18 protein-coding genes are annotated in these 18,400 nt (G+C 45.8%); 9 read left to right on the plus strand and 9 right to left on the minus strand.

The window, feature by feature from the left end; genetic code table 11:
* The first annotated feature begins 141 nt into the window (after positions 1-141).
* From CCVT_RS09085 to CCVT_RS09100, 4 genes are all read left to right on the plus strand, one after another.
* Positions 142-834, plus strand: a complete 693-nt coding sequence (locus tag CCVT_RS09085; protein ID WP_018137110.1) for an aspartate/glutamate racemase family protein — start codon at positions 142-144, stop codon at positions 832-834.
* A complete protein-coding gene (locus CCVT_RS09090) occupies positions 835-1,386 on the plus strand; it encodes a ribonuclease HII (RefSeq protein ID WP_018137111.1) in 552 nt (183 codons plus the stop codon). It begins immediately after the preceding gene.
* A 349-nt stretch (positions 1,387-1,735) separates the two neighbouring features.
* The gene (locus CCVT_RS09095; RefSeq protein WP_018137112.1) at positions 1,736-4,525 is read left to right on the plus strand and encodes an EAL domain-containing protein; all 2,790 of its coding nucleotides are present in this window, start codon (positions 1,736-1,738) and stop codon (positions 4,523-4,525) included.
* Positions 4,526-4,543: 18 nt separating this feature from the next.
* Positions 4,544-5,449: a bile acid:sodium symporter family protein gene (locus tag CCVT_RS09100; protein ID WP_018137113.1), complete on the plus strand. Its 906-nt coding sequence runs from the start codon at positions 4,544-4,546 to the stop codon at positions 5,447-5,449.
* Between the two features lie 377 nt (positions 5,450-5,826).
* Here the strand turns inward: CCVT_RS09100 and CCVT_RS09105 are convergent, their stop codons facing one another.
* The 5 genes from CCVT_RS09105 to CCVT_RS09125 all read right to left on the minus strand — a co-directional run bounded on the left by CCVT_RS09105 (position 5,827) and on the right by CCVT_RS09125 (position 10,117).
* Positions 5,827-6,969: a trans-sulfuration enzyme family protein gene (locus tag CCVT_RS09105; RefSeq protein WP_018137114.1), complete on the minus strand. Its 1,143-nt coding sequence runs from the start codon at positions 6,967-6,969 to the stop codon at positions 5,827-5,829.
* Between the two features lie 37 nt (positions 6,970-7,006).
* Positions 7,007-7,744 (minus strand): amino acid ABC transporter ATP-binding protein, encoded by a 738-nt coding sequence (locus tag CCVT_RS09110; RefSeq protein ID WP_018137115.1) that lies wholly within the window; start codon positions 7,742-7,744, stop codon positions 7,007-7,009.
* Entirely contained in the window at positions 7,744-8,361 is a 618-nt protein-coding gene (locus tag CCVT_RS09115; RefSeq protein ID WP_211205629.1) for an amino acid ABC transporter permease, read from the minus strand. The genes CCVT_RS09110 and CCVT_RS09115 overlap by 1 nt, the downstream gene beginning before the upstream one ends.
* A gap of 69 nt (positions 8,362-8,430) precedes the next feature.
* Entirely contained in the window at positions 8,431-9,183 is a 753-nt protein-coding gene (locus CCVT_RS09120; protein ID WP_018137117.1) for an amino acid ABC transporter substrate-binding protein, read from the minus strand.
* A gap of 160 nt (positions 9,184-9,343) precedes the next feature.
* A complete protein-coding gene (locus tag CCVT_RS09125; RefSeq protein ID WP_051068553.1) occupies positions 9,344-10,117 on the minus strand; it encodes an amino acid ABC transporter substrate-binding protein in 774 nt (257 codons plus the stop codon).
* Between the two features lie 134 nt (positions 10,118-10,251).
* Between CCVT_RS09125 and CCVT_RS09130 the strand changes: the two genes are divergently transcribed.
* A complete protein-coding gene (locus CCVT_RS09130) occupies positions 10,252-11,088 on the plus strand; it encodes a DUF3737 family protein (protein ID WP_018137120.1) in 837 nt (278 codons plus the stop codon).
* A gap of 38 nt (positions 11,089-11,126) precedes the next feature.
* Positions 11,127-12,290 (plus strand): MalY/PatB family protein, encoded by a 1,164-nt coding sequence (locus tag CCVT_RS09135; RefSeq protein WP_018137121.1) that lies wholly within the window; start codon positions 11,127-11,129, stop codon positions 12,288-12,290.
* A 129-nt stretch (positions 12,291-12,419) separates the two neighbouring features.
* Here CCVT_RS09135 and CCVT_RS09140 read toward each other — a convergent pair whose 3' ends face one another.
* From CCVT_RS09140 to sodB, 4 genes are all read right to left on the minus strand, one after another.
* The gene (locus CCVT_RS09140) at positions 12,420-12,767 is read right to left on the minus strand and encodes a hydrogenase 4 subunit B (protein ID WP_018137122.1); all 348 of its coding nucleotides are present in this window, start codon (positions 12,765-12,767) and stop codon (positions 12,420-12,422) included.
* A gap of 263 nt (positions 12,768-13,030) precedes the next feature.
* Positions 13,031-13,609: an aminotransferase class IV family protein gene (locus CCVT_RS09145; protein ID WP_018137123.1), complete on the minus strand. Its 579-nt coding sequence runs from the start codon at positions 13,607-13,609 to the stop codon at positions 13,031-13,033.
* Positions 13,575-14,501 carry an aminodeoxychorismate synthase component I gene (locus tag CCVT_RS09150; RefSeq protein WP_018137124.1) on the minus strand — a complete coding sequence of 309 codons (927 nt, stop codon included), beginning with the start codon at positions 14,499-14,501 and terminating at the stop codon, positions 13,575-13,577. Before CCVT_RS09150 ends, CCVT_RS09145 begins: the two co-directional genes overlap by 35 nt.
* 189 nt (positions 14,502-14,690) lie before the next feature.
* The gene (gene sodB / locus CCVT_RS09155; RefSeq protein WP_018137125.1) at positions 14,691-15,323 is read right to left on the minus strand and encodes a superoxide dismutase [Fe]; all 633 of its coding nucleotides are present in this window, start codon (positions 15,321-15,323) and stop codon (positions 14,691-14,693) included.
* A 220-nt stretch (positions 15,324-15,543) separates the two neighbouring features.
* Here sodB and CCVT_RS09160 point away from each other — a divergent pair, with 220 nt between their 5' ends.
* The 3 genes from CCVT_RS09160 to CCVT_RS09170 are packed head-to-tail and all read left to right on the plus strand — an operon-like array spanning position 15,544 to position 18,381.
* Complete coding sequence (locus CCVT_RS09160) at positions 15,544-16,536, plus strand: DctP family TRAP transporter solute-binding subunit (RefSeq protein WP_018137126.1); 993 nt, start codon at positions 15,544-15,546, stop codon at positions 16,534-16,536.
* Between the two features lie 9 nt (positions 16,537-16,545).
* Positions 16,546-17,088: a TRAP transporter small permease gene (locus CCVT_RS09165; RefSeq protein WP_018137127.1), complete on the plus strand. Its 543-nt coding sequence runs from the start codon at positions 16,546-16,548 to the stop codon at positions 17,086-17,088.
* 9 nt (positions 17,089-17,097) lie between these two features.
* On the plus strand, positions 17,098-18,381 hold the full coding sequence (locus CCVT_RS09170) for a TRAP transporter large permease (protein ID WP_018137128.1): 1,284 nt from the start codon (positions 17,098-17,100) through the stop codon (positions 18,379-18,381).
* Positions 18,382-18,400 lie beyond the last annotated feature (19 nt).

The raw sequence follows: 18,400 nt of genomic DNA on the forward strand, positions 1-18,400 counted from the left end.
TTTTGGCTATGTGGTGTAACGAAAAAATCAACTCACGCCTAAACCCAGAAAAAAGCTAAATTTAGCCCTTGTTAACACGATTTTAAGCCCTAAATTTGCAAAAAATGCTACCATAATAAAATTTTAGATCAAGGAAAAACGATGAAAAAACTAGGTCTCATCGGCGGCACAGGACCCGCATCCACACTGCTTTATTACGAGGGTATCGCGTATGGCGTGCAGCGAAAAACAGGCAAAAATTTCTTTCCAAATTTCACGGTCGAGAGCCTGAATGTGTTTGAAGTGCTAAAAATGTGTAGCGAGCGTAAATTTGACGAGCTTGTTAAATATCTTTTAAACGGCATCGGTAGCCTTCACGCTGCAGGAGCGCAGTTTGGGGCTATCAGCGCGAACACTCCGCACATCGTTTTTGACGAGCTCGCCGCGCGCTCACCTATCCCGCTCATCAGTATCGTGGAGGCGACGCTAAAACAATCCCAGCGCGAAAAACTATCTAAAATAGGACTTCTGGGTACTTACACGACGATGAAAGAGAGCTTTTTTAAAATGCCATTTTTGAAAAACGGTATCGAAATTTTCACCCCAAATGAGGATGAGATGAAATTTATCGGCGAAAAGATCGCGACCGAACTCGAACTTAATATAGTAAATAAACAAACTCAAAACAAATTTTTAACCATAGTCGAAAATATGCGCGAAATTTATGGCATCGAGTCCGTCGTGCTTGGCTGCACCGAGCTTCCGCTCATCTTTAACGGCGTAAATTTGGGTGTCGGGACGCTCGATACCGCACAGATACACATCGACGCCTTGGTAGATGAGATATTAAGCTAAATGCAAGTTTGCGGTATCGATGAGGCGGGACGCGGCGCGCTGGCTGGTCCTATGGCGGTGGCGGCATGCGTGCTAAATGCCGGAATTTCAGGGCTAAACGACTCTAAAAAGCTCACTCCAAAACGTCGCAAGGAGCTATTTCACCTCATCACGCAAAACTCACGCTATCTCATCGTTTATTTTTCAAACGAGCAGATCGACGAGCTGGGGCTTAGTGAGTGCCTGAGACGGGCGCTAAATTTATTCAAGCTGCATTTTTCGGGCTGCGAGCTACTATATGACGGCAACCAAAACTACGGTACGGGCGTGCAAACGATGGTAAAAGCCGACGCAAAAGTCGAAGAAGTCGGGGCTGCGAGCATCCTGGCAAAGGTCAGCCGCGACGAGCTCATGTGCGCGTGGGATAAAATTTACCCGAATTTTGGCTACAAATCGCACAAAGGCTACGGCACGAAAGCACATTTAGAGGCGATCGCGAAATATGGACAAAATGAAATTTCGCGAAAAAGCTTCGTGATCAAAAATTTTCAACCAAGTTTGGAGCTATTTTAAATATATAGTGAATGAAATTTAGTATGAAAAGCTACGGTTTGTATCGTTTAGAAGCATTTTTGCTATATTTTGTAAATATTGCGTAAATTAAACATACTTTTTAATCAAACTCTAAACAAAATTTTAATAACATCTGCTAAATAAAACGAAAGGCTCTGTTATAAAGAAGTATTGATTTTTGACTTTCAAAACAAAGTCAAACCTTGATAGTAAGCTTATCGCCGCTATTCTGCCCCAGTTACGAGTGCAACGAAGTAAAATCAATGAAGACATAAAGCCAAACGCGATTTTTAGAAGCGAAGCGAGCGTCAATGATTTGTTATAACAAAGCCAAATAAAAAGGTTGATTTTGCCAAGCAAAAAAGAGAAACGAACGACCTCATCGATGGGGAAATTCGTATTTTTATCGGTAACGATCCTCTCTTTGATAGCCGTTACTATGCTTGAAATTTTGGGTGTAGGATACGATTATTCAAGCTATCAAAACGAGCTTCAGGATATCAAAAAAAACCTCATAATCAAAGAACAAGAGAACTTAAGAGGCGAAATTTACAGCGTCGCCTATCAGATCAAGCAAAACTACCTATCCCAGTATAAAAATTTCACCGACGGCATAAGACAAAAAGCACTTGATGGAACGAAGCTAGCACGCGACATGCAAGGGGGTCAAAACAGGGAGCAGACCCTAAAAAAGCTAAAAACAGAATTTGAAAATTTAGGCGATGAGAACTATCTGGTCTACGACTACAAATCGCGAAATTTGCTCTTTGGCAAAGATAGCGGCGCTCACGTCCTAGCCCTAGCGAACAACGCTTTAGACAAGCAAGCCGCGATCATGCAAAGCAGCGTGGGCAGCCAAAATATCCTTAGCTTTGCCACGGCTTACGAGCCGCTAAACATCGCCGTCATATACTCAAAAGACATCGATAAATTTAACGCTAAATTCATAGACGAGACTAAAATTTTCATAAAAAATCTCGCGCTGGATCAAAACAAATATCTATTTTTACTCGATAAAAACTCCGACAAGATCCTACTTTCAAATTCCGCCGAGCTCGAGAACAACCGATACGCGATATTCAATCAAAAACGAAACGAAATTTTAAATCAGCTAACCAGCCTCGCGAGATTTGATACCAAAGAGGGCTTTTTGACATACGAGTGGAGCAAAAACGACGGGACCAGGGCCGAGAAACTAAGCTTCGTAAAAGACATAGGCGTGCTGGGGCTCGTGCTTGGCACGGGGACTTTCCTGGACGAGACCGACAAGCTCGCGACCGCGCAAAGACAAGAGCTGTTTAATGACTTTGTCTATAAGATCGTCATTTATCTGTTTTATTTTTGTATCGTCGTTTTGCTGATACTAATGAGTGCAAAATATATAAAAAATATGTTCGATCGATCGATAGCCAAATTTAGTGAATATTTTGGCGAGCGCGAAAATACGGGCGGATATATCGCAAGCGACGAGATAGAATTTACAGAGCTTCAGACGATCGCGCAAAACATAAACGAGATCATCCGTGAAAAAGAGCGGCTAAATTTCGAGAAAAAGCAAAGTACCATGCTCCTAGCTCAATACAAAAACTCGATTGATAGCTCCGCTGTTGTGCTAAGGTTTGACACCAGAGATATGATAACCTTTGTAAACGGCGCATTTTGCGAGCTGCTAGGCGTCAGCAAAAAGCAACTGATCGGCAAGCCAAATGAAATTTTGCTGAACAAAGGGCTAAACTACGAAATTTTAAAGCAAATTTCGCAAAAAATCTGGGCTAAGCACGAGTGGCAAGGCATCATAAAAACCTACAAAAAAGAGGGTAGCGTATGTTCGCTGAAAACGAGCATCACACCGATACTAAGCGACGATGATGAAATTTTGGAGTTCGTCTGCATCTGCCAGGACATCACGCTACTAATAGCACAGCAAGAAAAGCTGCAAAATCACCTGCAAGATCCGCTCACCAAGCTGCCAAACCGCCAAGCCCTGATAGATAAGCTAAGCGAGGGCGAGGGCGGTGTATTCGTCGCAAATTTTGATATCTTGAAATTTAAACAGATCAACGAATACTACGGCTTTGAGACGGGCGATCTCATCCTCATAAAGCTAAGCAACGCCGTGCGAAGGCTGATGGAAAATAAAAATTTAGAGCTTTATAGGCTGACAAACGATAACTTCGCACTCCTGGGACGAGAGTCGGATTTTAATAAAGAGAGTTTTTTTAAATTTTGCGAGCAGGTCATCGAATACTTCAAGAACGAGGCTTTAGGCATCAAAAATAATAAATTTTACATCGACCTGGCGTTTGGCATATCCTCCGACATGCACCTCATCACCGCTGAAATGGCAAAAGACTATGCCAAAGAGACCAAAACGCCGATCGTAGTTTTCGAGGAGAAAAAAGACAAACTCATAAGCAACGTGAATTTGACTCAAAATTTAAAAAGAGCCATAGAAGAAGATCGTATCGTGCTTTATAAACAAGCCATCGTCGATAATACGAGCAACCAGGTCATAAAATACGAGTGCCTCATACGCATGATAGACGAGGACAGGAACGTGATCTTGCCGATAGATTTTTTAGGCATCGCCAAAAATTCCAACCTATATCAAAAGCTGACTGACATCGTGATAGAAAAGTCCTTCAAGCATTTTTCACAAAACAGCGACGAATTTAGTATAAATTTAGCCATCGAGGACATCCTGTCACCTAAATTTTTGGAATTTTTCAAAGCAAAGCTGCAAAAATACGAAAATATCGGGCGACGTCTCACTATTGAGGTAGTCGAAGACGAGGGCATCGAAAATTTCGACAAGGTCAATCACTTCATAAACGAAGTGCGTAAATTTGGCTGCAAGATCGCGATAGACGACTTTGGAACGGGGTATTCGAATTTTGAATACCTAATGAAGATCAAAGCCGACTACATCAAGATAGATGGCTCCATGATACAAAATATCGATGAAAACGAGGAATCACGCAAAGTGGTCGAGCTGATGGTGGAATTTACAAAGAGGTTTGGTATAAAAACGATCGCCGAATTCGTGCACTCAAACACCGTTTTAAACGCGGTGAACGCTATTGGCATAGACGCGTCTCAGGGGTTTTATTTCGACAAGCCAAAGCCGCTTGAAGCTTAATATGCTATAATCGCCGCCATGAAAACTTTAATATTTCCATTTTTAGCGTTTATTTTCACCGTAGTTGCCTATTTTTGGCCCGATATGTTTGTAGGCTTAAAGCCCGCCATCACGCCGCTTTTGATGCTCATCATGCTCAGCATGGGCATCACGCTTAGCCTCGAGGACTTTCGTCAAGTCGCGAGGCAGAAATTCGCGCTAGTTTTAGGCGTCGTGTTGCAGTTTCTAATTATGCCGGCAGCTGCATTTTTGATCTGTTTGGCCTTAGGACTGGAGGGCGACTTGCTAATAGGCATGATGCTGGTAGGCACTAGCGCGGGTGGCACGGCGTCAAACGTGATGAGCTACCTAGCTAAGGGCGATCTGGCGCTATCTGTTAGCATGACGCTCACTTCGACGCTACTTTCAGTGGTACTGATGCCGTTTCTCACGTGGCTATACATCGGACAAAAGATCGATGTGCCTGTAACAAATATGCTCATAGATCTCGTGCAGATCACGCTTTTACCGCTCATACTCGGTGTGATCTTAAATAAATTTTTAGGCAAAGGCGTCAAGCGTATAGAGCCGTTTTTACCGGCCGTTTCGATCGCTGTCATCGTGCTCATCATCGCTATCGTAGTCGCGCTGAATAATAAACGTTTACACGAAGTCGGTTTTATCGTCGTGATCGCCGTGATACTTCATAATGGCGCGGGATTATTTTTTGGCTACGTTGGGGCTAAAATTTTTGGCTTTAGCGAGAAGATCGCCAGAACGATCGCTATCGAGGTCGGCATGCAAAATTCCGGCCTAAGCGTAGCTCTAGCGCTCAAATATTTCTCAGGACTCAGCGCCCTACCCGGAGCGATATTTAGCATCTGGCACAATATCTCGGGCTCGCTTCTAGCCGGATACTGGGGCAGCAAGACAAAAAATAAGTAGGCTCTGTTATAATAAATCTTAACACCTACTTCGCTTCTGCTTTGCAGTTGCGAACGAAGTGAAGCAAAAACCTTGCTCACTCCAGGAGCGACCTGGCACGGACGCGAACAGCGTTTGTGCGGGAGCGAGTAGCCGAACATATAGCACGATTTTTTGCTTCGCCATGCTCGCAACTGCAAGCAGGCCGCGGTCAGCTCTGCTTCCCTGTCCTCGTAGCGAAGTCTCGTTACGAGTGCATAGCATGAAGTAAAAATCGGCGGCGATAGCGTCGCTTCACAAGGTTTGACTTCGCTTTGTAAGTAAAATACCGCGTAAAGGTAGTAAATTTACGCTTTACACGATAAGTAGATTGCTACCTAAATTTAGGTAGCAATTATCTATTTTTTGGCCTTTATCAAAGCCTGTTTTAGATCATCTATCAGATCGTCCGCATTTTCGATACCGATAGCCAGACGAAGCAAATTTTGTGAGATACCGATCTTTTCTTGAAGCTCTTTTGGATATGACTCGTGCGTCATCGAGGCAGGATGGCAGATGAGGCTCTCGACTCCTCCGAGACTGACGGCCAGGTCAAACAGATGCAGACTTTTTGCAAATTTCTCATAGTCGTAGCCCTCGGCTAGCTCAAGCGAGATGACCGCACCGATGTCGCTAGCCTGCGCTTCTTGCGCTCTTTTTTCAAATTCCGAATGCGACCCGGCGTAATAAACTGCCCTGACCGCCGGATTTGATTTTAGAAATTCTACTATCTTGTGCGTATTTTGCGTCTGCCTGTCAAATCGCACGCTAAGCGTCTTCAGTCCGCGGATAAGATAATAAGCGTCCGTAGGCGAAAGCGTCGCTCCCAAGGTATTTTTCATAAACGCTATCCTATCGGCCAAAGCATCGTCGTTTGTACTAACGATGCCTGCGATGACGTCGGCATGCCCGCCGATGTATTTGGTCGCGCTGTAAACCACGATATCTACGCCAAGAGGTAGCAGCCTTTGATAATATGGCGTCAAAAATGTGTTATCCACGACGACTAGCGCGCCCTTTTTGTGGGCCAAATTCACGATGCGTTTGATATCCGTCACGCGAAGTAGCGGGTTTGACGGCGTCTCGATGAATACCATCTTCACGTCGTCCGTGATGTCGTTCTCTTCTATTAAATTCAGATCGTCCACGAGCTCGTAGGAGATTCCTTGATTTTTAAAAATTCCGCTTGCGTAGCGATAGGTGCCGCCATAGACGTTGTTGTTTAAAAGCACCTTGTCGCCGCTTTTTAATAGGTTAAATACCGCTGTCGTAGCGGCCATCCCCGAAGCTAGCGCGAAGCTGTATTTAGAGCCTTCAAATTTTGCAAAAAGCTCCTCGAACGCCTTTTTTGTAGGATTTGCGCTACGAGAGTAGGCAAACTCGCCAAACTCGCCCAGCCCCTCCTGCGCGAAGGTGCTTGAGAGCACGATAGGCGGCACGACGGCGTTATACGGATTGTCTTTGGCTTCTATGCCTTTTACGATCAAAGTGTCGATTTTCATGTTTTTCCTTTCTAAATTTGTAAATTTTAGACGAAATTCAAATATCCATCGCCGAGATAAAATTTACGATACGTTCGTTTTGGCTCGTGAAAAACTGCTCCGGCGTACCGTCAAAGGCGATCTTGCCCTTGTCTAAAAATAAAATTCTATCCGCGACTTTACGAGCGAAATTCATATTGTGCGTAACGATGATGAGCGATTTTTTCTCACGCGAGAGGCTGATGATGACCTTTAAAACCTCCGCTTCAAGCTCAGGATCAAGCGCGCTCGTGGGCTCATCGAGCAGCAAGAAATATGGATCCATCGCAAGCGCACGAGCGATCGCCACGCGCTGAGACTGCCCGCTAGAAAGGCGGTTTGGATAAGCGTCTTTTTTATCGCCCAGCCCCACTTTGCCAAGCAGTTCCTCCGCCTTTTTTATCGTGGCTTGTTTTGAGACGCCCAGCACGTGCACGGGACCTTCGATGACGTTTTCTAGCACATTTAGGTGCGGGAAGAGATTAAAGCCCTGAAAGACCATGCCCGTGTGCCTGCGAAACGGCAACAGCTCGTTTTGGCTAAATTTAGCTCCAAAATTTATCCTCTCTCGCCCAAGCTCCAGCTCTCCGCTTTGCGGAATTTCCAGCAGATTTATGCAGCGCAGCAGGGTTGATTTGCCAGAGCCTGATGAGCCCACGATGACCGTCGTTTGCCCGTCAAAGATCTCGACGCTGATGTCATCAAGGACGAGATGGTCGCCAAAAGATTTGTTTAAATTCGTAAATTTAACGGACATCAGACATACCTTGAAGTGTATTTTTCGAGTTTGGCTTGTAGGAACGTAAGCAGCGTGCAAACGACCAGGTAGATGAGCGCGGCGAGCACGTAGAGCACGAGTGGCTCGAAGGTGCGCGCGGCGATACGCTGAGCGACCATAAACATATCGACCATTGTGATAGACGCGGCGAGCGAGGTGTCTTTGACGAGCCCGATGAAGGTATTTGATAGCGGCGGTAGCGAGATCCTGACTGCTTGCGGGGCGATGATGCGGCGTAAAATTTGCGCGTGGCTCATGCCAAGCGAGGTCGCCGCCTCCCACTGTCCCTTTGGCACGGATAGGATCGAGGCTCGCACCGACTCCGAGGCGTATGCGCCCACGTTTAGGCTAAATGCGATGATCGCCGCGCTCCAAGTATCTAGCGTCACGCCCACAGCCGGCAAGCCGAAAAATATGATGAAAAGCTGCACGAGCATTGGCGTGCCGCGAAATATCCAAACGTAAGCGCCAAAGATGAATTTTAAAATTTTAAAATTCGACAGGCGCGCTATGGCGGTGATGATCGCGATCACCAGCCCGCAGGCAAAGGAAATGAGCGTGAGCGGGATCGTGACCTTTACCAGCGCGTCTAACATCGGCAACGTCGAGGTCGAGACGAGCTCGATTATGCGGTTTATTCTATCTGCGTCCAAAATTTACCCCGACTACTCTGTCACGTCTTTGCCAAAATATTTTACAGAAATTTCTTTTAGCTTGCCCTCGGCGCGAAGCTCGTCAAGGGCTTTGTTTATCTGCTCCAAAAGCTTTGTGTTGCCCTTTTGCACGGCGGCTGCGGTGTAGTCCTTCTCCTCGCTTGTGGCGGCTATTTTCACTGGTGCGTCGGGGCGGGCTTTGATAAAGTCGTAAAATACGATGTTGTCTCTAATGACGCAATCAACTCTGCCCGCAAAAAGCAGCTCCATGCTCTTTGCAAAGCTATCGACTACGACGTGCTCGGCGCCGTATTTTTTGGCTACTTGCGCCCAGTTGCTAGTCGCGGAGTCGGCGTCCTTTTTGCCTTTTAGATCGGCAAAGCTTTTGATGCTATCGTTGTCCTTGCGAACGATGATCGCGCCATAGACGACGGTATAGGGCTTTGAGAAGTCGTATTTTTTCTTGCGCTCTTCTGTCGGGCTCATTTGGTTAAACACTGCGTCCGCCTTGCCCGCGTCAAATCCAGCCAGCATGCTATCCCACGGCGCGGCGAAAAACTCTATCTTTAAATTTAGCTTCCCAGCGACCGCGCGAGCGATATCCACGTCAAAGCCTGTGAGCTCGTTTTTCTCGTCATAAAACGAAAACGGCGCGTATGTGCCCTCGGTCGCGACGGTGAGAACGCCATCTTTTATCGTTTTGGCCTGTAAATTTAGCCCCAAAGCCAAAATGGCGGCAAATTTAAGCAAATTTGCAAATTTCATGATTTGTCCTTTAAGAAAGATATGATTTTACTTGTATCTTTATGTTGATGTATATGCCAACGGCAATCTAAAGCGAAAATATATCACAAAAAATATAAATTTTGCAAAATTTAGCAAGCCGGGCGGGCGTCAAATTTAACCAAATCTAACGCCCGTATCATCACTCTGAGACATCCTTGTCAAAATATTTCATCGAAATTTCCTTTAGCTTGCCCTCGGCTTTTAGCTCTTGTAAGGCTTTATTTACGGCCTTTACGAGTGTGTCGCTTCCTTTATGAAAAAGAGCGGCGGAATATATCGGCTCACTCGCTGTGGCGGCTATTTTTATAGGGGCGTCCGGTTTTTGCTTTACAAAGTCAAAAAATGTTATCGTGTCGTTTATCGTGGCGTCCGCTCGTCTTGCGATGATGAGCTCCACGCCCTTGCTAAAGCCATCTACTGTAACGACGTTTGCACCGTATTTCTCGGCTACTTGTGCCCAGTTGCTAGTGGCCGAGTGAGCGGAATTTTTACCTTTTAGATCCTCAAATTTTTTTATGCTATCGTTATCCTTGCGAACTACGAGCGCGCCGTAAGCCGTAGTGTAAGGCTCGCTGTAATCGTATTTTACCTTACGCTCAGGCGTGATGCTCACTTGATTAAACACTACATCGGCCTTGCCTGCGTTAAATGCCGCTAGCATCGCGTCCCACGGCGCTTCGATAAATTTTACTTTCACGCCAAGCTTGGCTGCGACCGCTTTTGCGACCTCGACGTCGTAGCCGACAAGCTCGTTTTTCTCATCATGAAACGAATAAGGCGAATACGTCCCCTCGGTCGCGATTCTGATGACGCCGTCTTTTTTGATCTGCTCGAGCGAACTTTCGCCAAATGCGCCCACGCATACGGCGAGACTTGCCAAAGTCAGGAATTTTGCAAATTTTTGTAAAAATATATCTTCTCCTTTTTTACTTTATTTTTACAATAAGCGTGGATTATATCATAAAAATTTTAAAAATTTTACAGGAGCGTTGTAGTAAGTATTGCACTAAAACTGCTATACTTTCGAAAAAATAAAAAGGAATATCGATGCAAGAGATAAACGAGCAAAATTTTAGCGGCGAAAGGGCGATGTTTTGGTGCAAGGACACGAGATTTTCGTATTGCGTCTTTAATGAGGGTGAGTCCCCGCTAAAGCACAGTCAAAATTTAGAGCTAAATTTCACGCTTTTTAAGTGGAAATATCCGCTTTGGTATAGCAAAAACGCCAGGCTGGAAAGCTGTACTTTCTACGAGATGGCAAGGGCCGGCGTCTGGTATAGCTCGGACATTTTTTTCAACCAATGCACCATCGAAGCGCCCAAAAATTTCAGACGCTCAAAAAACATCACTCTACAAAACGTGACGCTGCCAAACGCCGCCGAGACACTTTGGAGCTGTGAAAACGTGACGCTTAAAAACGTGAGCGCCAGGGGCGATTATTTTGCGATGAACAGCACGAACGTCAGCATTGAAAATTTAAATTTAGCAGGCAACTACAGCTTTGATGGCGTCAAAAATTTAGAGATCAAAAACTCTAAGATCATCTCAAAAGACGCCTTTTGGAACAGTCAAAACGTGACCGTGACGGGTAGCTTCATCTCGGGCGAATACCTTGGCTGGAACTCGAAAAACATCACATTCATCGACTGTGTCATCCAAAGCGAGCAAGGCATGTGCTACATCGACAATGTCGTGCTAAAAAACTGCAAGACGGTAAACACGAACCTGGCGTTTGAGTATTCAAGCGTGCAGGCTGAAATTTCAAGCGGTATCGACAGCGTGAAAAACCCGATCGGCGGGCGCATCAGAGCGCAAAATTTCGGCGAAGTGATACTTGAAAAAGATAGGATCGACCCCGCCAAAACGCAAATAGAGCAAATTTGATATAATGGCTGAAAATTTTAATACTGCGAGGTAAAACGATGAAATACGACTTTGACACGCCCGTCGATAGAAGCGGCACAAACTCCTCAAAATGGCGCACCGTAGGCAACGAGCTACCGATGTGGGTGGCAGATATGGACTTTCGCGCTGCGCCTGAAATTTTGAAAGTCTTACAAGATCGCCTAGATAACGGCGTCTTTGGCTATTCGTTCATCCCAAAGGAGTGGAACAACGCTATTTGCTCGTGGTGGCAACGCAGACATGGCGTGAGATTCGAGCCAAACTGGGCGATATTTTGCACCGGCGTGATCCCCGCTCTCTCGACCGCGATCCGCCGTTTTACTAGCCCGGGAGATAAAATTTTAGTCCAAAGCCCCGTTTATCACGTATTTTTTAACTGTATCGCAAACAACGGCAGGGAAATTTCGGCAAACGAGCTCGTGTATAAAAACGGCAAATACGAGATAGACTTTGACGATCTTGAAAAAAAGCTCGCAAACCCGCTCACGACGATGATGCTACTTTGCAACCCGCACAATCCTATCGGCAAAATTTGGGACAAGGCCACACTTGGCAAGATCGGCGAACTATGCCATAAACACGGCGTACTAGTCATCAGCGACGAGATCCACTGCGACATCACCGATCCGGGAAAGAGCTATACGCCTTTTATAAGCGTTTCCGAGCTTTGCGCGCAAAACACCATCGCTTGCATCTCGCCTACAAAAGCCTTTAATATCGCCGGCCTTCAAAGCTCGGCAGTCGTCGTGCCAAACGAAAATTTAAGAGTAAAAATGGCCGCAGCGATAAACTACGACGAAGTCGGCGAGGCCAATGCCTTTGCGATAATCGCTGCTATCGCAGCATTTGAGCGTGGTGAAACGTGGCTAGACGAGATGAGAGCCTACATCTACGAGAACAAAAAAATCGTGCAAGAATTTATAAAAAATGAAAATTTACCCGTGCATCTAGTCGCGTCCGAGGCGACCTATCTTTTGTGGTTGGACTGCTCCAAGGTCTGCGAGGATTCCAGCGATTTTATGAAATTCCTACGCGAGAAAGCGGGACTTTGGCTAAATGACGGCAACGCTTACAGAGGGGATAATTTTTTCCTTCGTATGAATATCGCGACACAAAAAAGCCGCGTCATCGAAGGGCTAAATCGCCTAAAAAACGGGATAAATTTATATTTGAAAAGATGATTGAAGCAAGAAGGCACTCACTTGCGAGACAGTGTCGTTTTACCACGTCAAAAATAGGAACGAGGCTCGCACAGCGATCAATCAAAATTTGGGATTTAAAGCGCATTTGGCTTTAAATCCACTAGAAAATCATTTATCCTCATATACCAAAGACATCTGACCATGACCGAAATTTAATATCCCTTCACACTTTTTGAAATGTATCTCGATGCCCTTGTCGCTAACCATCCTTATGCCGCTAGCCGCAGGAGCGTGCTTCATGTCGAATTTATAGCCCATAGAGTCCGTAAAGACGGCTGTTTCAAAAAGATCGCTCGATACTAGCGTGGCTTTATAGTCTTTGTAGTCTCCTGTTCCGTGAAATTCGATCGTTTTTGTCTCTTTAGCCATAGATGGCGCCTGAGTAGCGGTATTTGAAGTCGCGCAGCCGCTTAAAAATGCGAGTACGATCAAAGATGAAGCTAGAATTTTTTTCATGTTTATCCTTTGGGAAATTATGACAGATTTTACTTTTTAAAGATAAATTTAAAATAAAATTGGCCCTGTTATAATAAATCATTGACACTTGCTTCGCAAACCCTGTTTGCTCCGCAAAGCGCCGAACATATAGCACGATTTACGCGGTCAGCTACCGCTTCCCTGTAAATCGGCGGCGATAGCGTCGCTTCACAAGGTTTGACTTCGCTCTTGAAAGATGAAAATCAATGAAATATTTTAGTAGAGCCATAAAATTTCACACGCTAGCGCGTAAATTTAAACTCATTGAGCTCCAAAAAGTCCATCATCGCGTTCATCACGCCAAATCTTTTAGCCTCAAGCAGCCTTTGCACGCTTATGTCTTCTTGTCTCAAAAAGTCCTCCTCAAGCAGCCTAGCCCTCGTAGTGCCCCTTAAAAGCGGGCTTTTAGGTGTTATCCAGCCGTTATCAAAGATCGCTAAATTCGCGATACTAGTATCGGTCACAAGCCCGTTTTTTATCATCACTATCTCGCTGAATGCACCCTTTGCAGCGTCTATATCGCTTCTATCTAAAAATTTCTTCTCATAGCTAAAGTCCACATCCACAAGCCTAAATTCATAAAATTTCCTCATCTCATAGGCAAAATACTCTACGCTTTTTAAATTCCCGCCTCTATCATATATGACCTTGGCTCTGACTAGGCCGGCGAGCGGCGAATCGAGGCAGCTTTCAAGGTCAAATTTAAGCGCTTCATCGGCCGAGGCTTCCGCTCTTTTTATATGAAATTTTAAATTTTGCGGCCTGAAGTCTAGAATTTTTATCGTTTCAAAAAGTAAATCCGACTTTTTGCAGTAGCTCATCGTATTCCTTTCTGGCGTCGCTACGCGCGGTTATGCCTCCGCCGCTAAAAAATTTAAGCGTTTGACCGAGCTTTTTTACAAATCTTATCATCACGAAGCTTTGCAAAATTTCCCCGTCAAAATAGACGAACACACCCGTGTAAAAGCCGCGTGGCTCGCGTTCACACTCGTTTATGATCCTGCAGGTCTCATGCTTTGGCGTGCCGCTTATCGATCCGACAGGTAAAATTTTATCAAAAATATCGCCAAAGCCTAAATCCTCGTGTAGTTTGCCACTGATGTGAGAGCTGGTCTGTAGCAGCCCTGCGGCTCGCTCGATAAAGCGAAATCTATGCACTCTAACCTCGCTAGCCACCATGGACAGGTCGTTTCGCATCAGATCTACGACCATCGCCTGCTCACTGAATTCCTTCTCGTCGTTTAGCAAAATTTCATCGGCATTTGGCAAACTAGCGTCTATCGTGCCCTTCATCGGAAAGGTGTGGATGTAGCCGTTTTCGATGCGCACAAAGGGCTCGGGCGAGAAGCAGACGAAGTCACCTTCTTTTAGCACCGCTGCTTTCGCATTTGAGTGCTCAAATATTTCTTGCAAGCTAAGATCCGTCTTTATAACGGTCGAGAAGCAGAGGTTTAAAAGATAGCTATCACCGTTTTTTTGGTGCTCCTGCACGATGTCAAAGCTCTTTTTATACTCCTCAAAGCCGATCGGGAATTTTTGCAGGTCGTATTTTAATGGGACGCTGTTTTTGGCGTCGAGCTTAAATTTTAGGCCAAATTTCGTAGCCTCATCAGGACTACAAACGATATCAAAGTCCGGTGTATCGTAGCTTAGCAAAGCGATGAATGGCGTTGTTTTGAACGAATTTAGTTTATTTTTCGTAGTTTTTAGCAAAATTTGACCTAAATTTAAGAGGCTTTGTCATAGTTGCGTCGTTTAAACAAAGCCGTTTGAAAATAGTAGTGAAATTTCGCTTAAATTTTGATCTCAGTGATGCTTAGGCAAGGTATCTCGCACGCATGGAGCAAAATTTTAAAAGCCCGCCAGGCTCATTGGCGGGCAAATTTTAGATGAATTCAGCCCTTAATGACAGCCGCATTTGCCGTGAAGCTCGTCGATATAGAATTTAACAGAATTTAAGCCCTCTTTGAGCGCCCACTCGTAAGCCTCGCTCACAAATTCCCAGTTGATATTTTCGTAAAATTTCTCGAGATATTTCGGGCGAGCGTTGAAACTATCGATATAATAAGCATGCTCCCAAACATCTACGACAAGAAGCGGGATCTTACCGTCAGTCACAGGCGTGACGGCGTTTGAAGTCTGAACGATCTGTAGTTTTTTGCTTTTAGGATCCAAAACCAGCCAGCACCATCCCGAGCCAAAAAGCGTGGTCGCAGCCTTGATAAATTCCTCTTTAAAATCCGTGAAATTCGCGCTTAATGCAGCTTTTAGCTCGGCGCTTGGCTCACTTTTTTTAGCTATACAGTCCCAGTAAAAGTCGTGATTATAGACCTGTGCGGCGTTATTGTAAAGCCCACCCTCACTGCCTACCAAAAGCTCGTAAAGTCCTGCGTTTTCAAATTTCGTATCCTTTACGAGATTGTTTAGATTATTCACATAAGTCGCGTGGTGTTTGCCATAATGATAATTACAGGTCTCCTCGCTGACGACGGCGTTTGACTTCGCATCAAACGGAAGTTCTCTTAGTTTAAACATTGCTTTCTCCTTTGATTTTGTTTGTGAGTCGCTATTATAATGAAATAACCTGATTAAATTATTAATTGAGTATTTTTATCCTTTAGGGGATAAAATTTTGGATTATGTTTCGTTTTTACACATTATATTATAAAATAATGTAACTAAAAGTAACATATTATATACGTCGCTGATCGTTTCATTTATAATAAGCCTTAAACCAAAACACAAAGGAGACATAATGAAAATTCTAATCTCTACCCTACTTAGCTGCGCTGTAGCAGTATCCGCTTTTGCCGCAGGCAAGACCTACACGGTAAAATTTGCCCACGTAGTCGCGGCTTCCACACCAAAAGGCAAGGCGGCGGACTTTTTTGCTAAGCGCGTTGATGAGCTTAGCAATGGAGCGATCAAGGTGCAGGTTTTCCCGTCTGCACAGCTGATTGACGATGACCGCGTGTTTGGCGCATTAAAGCTTGGCAACGTGCAGATGGCGGCTCCCAGCTTTTCTAAATTTACGCCGATAGTGCCGCAGTTTCAGCTATTTGACCTGCCATTTATATTCGCTGACAGCGAGCATTTGCATAAAGTCCAAGACGGTGCGGTAGGTGCGGCGCTAAAAGAGCTCGTGACTAAAAAAGGCTTCGTCGCGCTTGATTACTGGGACGCCGGATTCAAGCATTTTAGTTCGAGTAAAAAGCCAATAGTGTTACCAAACGACGCACAAGGGCAAAAATTTAGGATCCAAAGCTCAAAAGTGCTCGAAGAGCAGATCAAAGCAGTCGGGGGCAATCCGCAAGTCTTGCCGTTTTCCGAGGTATATTCGGCGTTGCAACAAGGCGTAGTCGATGCTACTGAAAACCCGCTCTCAAATTTTTACAACTCCAAATTCCACGAAGTACAAACCTCGCTCACGCTCTCATCGCACGGGTATTTGGGCTATCTAGTCGTCGTGAGTGATAAATTTTGGAGCAAACTGCCTGACGATCTAAAAAAGGTCTTCGTACAAGCGCTTAGCGAGGCGACCGCGTTTGAGCGCGAAGAGACCGCAAAAGAGGACGCTCACGTCATCGCCGAGCTTGAAAAATACATCGCAGGCGGCAAAAAGCTTGAAATTTTAAAGCTTGACGAGGCGCAAAGGAAGCAGTGGTCGGACGCGATGAGCGGTATCTATCCTAAATTTTACGACATCATCGGCAAAGAGCTCATAGAGCAGACGATGAACGCGAAATAAAGGGCGAAAATGCAAAATTTTTTTAAAATTTTAGACGTTGGCATCGCCTCTATCAATAAAACGATCGCCGTCATCGGGCTAGCCACCGGCACGTTGCTAGCCTTTGCCAACGTCGTTATGCGCTACTGCTTTAACAGCGGATGGTCGTGGGCAGGAGAGGTGACAAACTACCTTTTCATCTGGTCGGCGTTTTTCGCTGCGGCGTATGGCTTTAACAAGGGCATTCACATCAGTGTCACGATCCTAATCGAAAAATTCCCACCCGCTTTGGCAAAGGCGTGCCTTGTCTTTTCGCACGTGCTAACGAGCGTATTTTTGCTTTTCATCGTGGTTTATGGCGTGGAGTACTTGCAAATTTTACACGAGATGGATCAGATGATGATCGATCTAAATATCCCGCAATGGGTGCCGATGCTGGTGCTACCGATCGCGTTTTTAGGTGCGAGCTACCGCGCGGGAGAAAAGATCGTGCAGGTAGCTAAAACGCCCGCCGATCGCGTCGTGCTAAACGCCGAGGCCGAGCTCGTGCATGATAGCGTAGTGAAAAACTAAGGAGCGGCGATGACGATAGCATTTTTATTTATTTTGCTCTTTGGACTCATGCTAATTGGCGTGCCGGTCGCCGTATCGCTGGGAACGAGCACGGTTTTGACGATGATATTTTTCACCGATCTGGACGTCGCTGGCATACCTCAGCTCATCTTTGACGGGATCAATAAATTTAGCCTGATGGCGATCCCGATGTTTATCCTCGCAGGGAATTTACTAAGCAAAGGCGGCTCCGCCAGACGTATCATCGACTTTGCAAAGTCCATGGTCGGGCACTTGCCGGGCGGTTTGCCGATGAGCGCGATATTTGCCTGCATCATCTTTGCCGCGGTATCTGGCAGCTCGCCTGCGACGGTCGTAGCGATAGGCTCGATAATGTTCGCCGCGATAAAGGAAGCCGGCTACCCCAAAGAATACGCCGTGGGCGGCATCACGACCGCCGGCTCGCTTGGCATTTTGATCCCGCCCTCGGTGGTGATGATCGTTTATGGCGTCACGGCAGAGGTCAGTATCGGCAAGCTCTTCATGGCGGGCGTCGTGCCCGGGCTCATGCTAGGGACGATGATGCTGGCGCAGACTTACATCGGGGCTAGGCGGCTTGGGTTTAGAGCCACTGCCGCAGAGCCAGCGAGCGAACGGATGAGGAAATTTGGCAAGGCATTTTGGGCGCTACTCATCGTCGTGGTCGTCATCGGCGGAATTTACGGCGGCATATTCACGCCAACGGAAGCGGCTGCGGCGAGTGCGGTGTATGCGCTATTCATCTCGCTTTTTGTCTATAAAGACATCAAATTTAAAGACCTGTGGGACATCTGTCTGGACTCCGCGCTCACGACGGCGATGATATTTTTCATCATCGCAAACGCCGTAGTCTTTGCCTATTTGCTAACGAGCGAGCAGATCCCGCAGGTGATCGCCGACGCACTACTGGACGCAAACATCGGCAAGATCGGCTTTCTCATCTTTGTAAATATCTTGCTTTTCATCATGGGGCAGTTCATGGAGCCTTCAAGCGTAATAATGATCATGGTGCCGCTACTGCTGCCGATCTCGACGCAGCTTGGCATCGATCCGATCCATTTTGGCATCATTTTAGTCGTCAATATGGAGATCGGCATGGTCACGCCGCCTGTTGGGCTAAATTTATTTGTAGCTAGCGGCCTAACGGGGATGAATCTAAAAGACGTCATCATGGCTTGTTTGCCTTGGACGCTCACGCTTTTTTTGGGACTCGTGCTAGTCACTTACATCCCCGAAATTTCGCTTTGGTTGCCAAATTTGATGTATGGTAAGTGAAATTTTGCAGATTTTGTGC

The sequence above is a fragment of the Campylobacter curvus genome (assembly GCF_013372125.1).
In the GTDB taxonomy this organism is placed as follows: Bacteria; Campylobacterota; Campylobacteria; order Campylobacterales; family Campylobacteraceae; genus Campylobacter_A; species Campylobacter_A curvus.

Bases quoted from the DNA above. Each gene is read 5' to 3' on its own strand.
- CCVT_RS09085 (WP_018137110.1), top strand. From the start codon at position 142: ATGAAAAAACTAGGTCTCATCGGCGGCACAGGACCCGCATCCACACTG.
- CCVT_RS09090 (WP_018137111.1), top strand. From the start codon at position 835: ATGCAAGTTTGCGGTATCGATGAGGCGGGACGCGGCGCGCTGGCTGGT.
- CCVT_RS09100 (WP_018137113.1), top strand. From the start codon at position 4,544: ATGAAAACTTTAATATTTCCATTTTTAGCGTTTATTTTCACCGTAGTT.
- CCVT_RS09105 (WP_018137114.1), bottom strand. From the start codon at position 6,969: ATGAAAATCGACACTTTGATCGTAAAAGGCATAGAAGCCAAAGACAAT.
- CCVT_RS09110 (WP_018137115.1), bottom strand. From the start codon at position 7,744: ATGTCCGTTAAATTTACGAATTTAAACAAATCTTTTGGCGACCATCTC.
- CCVT_RS09115 (WP_211205629.1), bottom strand. From the start codon at position 8,361: ATGTTAGACGCGCTGGTAAAGGTCACGATCCCGCTCACGCTCATTTCC.
- CCVT_RS09120 (WP_018137117.1), bottom strand. From the start codon at position 9,183: ATGAAATTTGCAAATTTGCTTAAATTTGCCGCCATTTTGGCTTTGGGG.
- CCVT_RS09130 (WP_018137120.1), top strand. From the start codon at position 10,252: ATGCAAGAGATAAACGAGCAAAATTTTAGCGGCGAAAGGGCGATGTTT.
- CCVT_RS09135 (WP_018137121.1), top strand. From the start codon at position 11,127: ATGAAATACGACTTTGACACGCCCGTCGATAGAAGCGGCACAAACTCC.
- CCVT_RS09140 (WP_018137122.1), bottom strand. From the start codon at position 12,767: ATGAAAAAAATTCTAGCTTCATCTTTGATCGTACTCGCATTTTTAAGC.
- CCVT_RS09145 (WP_018137123.1), bottom strand. From the start codon at position 13,609: ATGAGCTACTGCAAAAAGTCGGATTTACTTTTTGAAACGATAAAAATT.
- sodB (WP_018137125.1), bottom strand. From the start codon at position 15,323: ATGTTTAAACTAAGAGAACTTCCGTTTGATGCGAAGTCAAACGCCGTC.
- CCVT_RS09160 (WP_018137126.1), top strand. From the start codon at position 15,544: ATGAAAATTCTAATCTCTACCCTACTTAGCTGCGCTGTAGCAGTATCC.
- CCVT_RS09165 (WP_018137127.1), top strand. From the start codon at position 16,546: ATGCAAAATTTTTTTAAAATTTTAGACGTTGGCATCGCCTCTATCAAT.
- CCVT_RS09170 (WP_018137128.1), top strand. From the start codon at position 17,098: ATGACGATAGCATTTTTATTTATTTTGCTCTTTGGACTCATGCTAATT.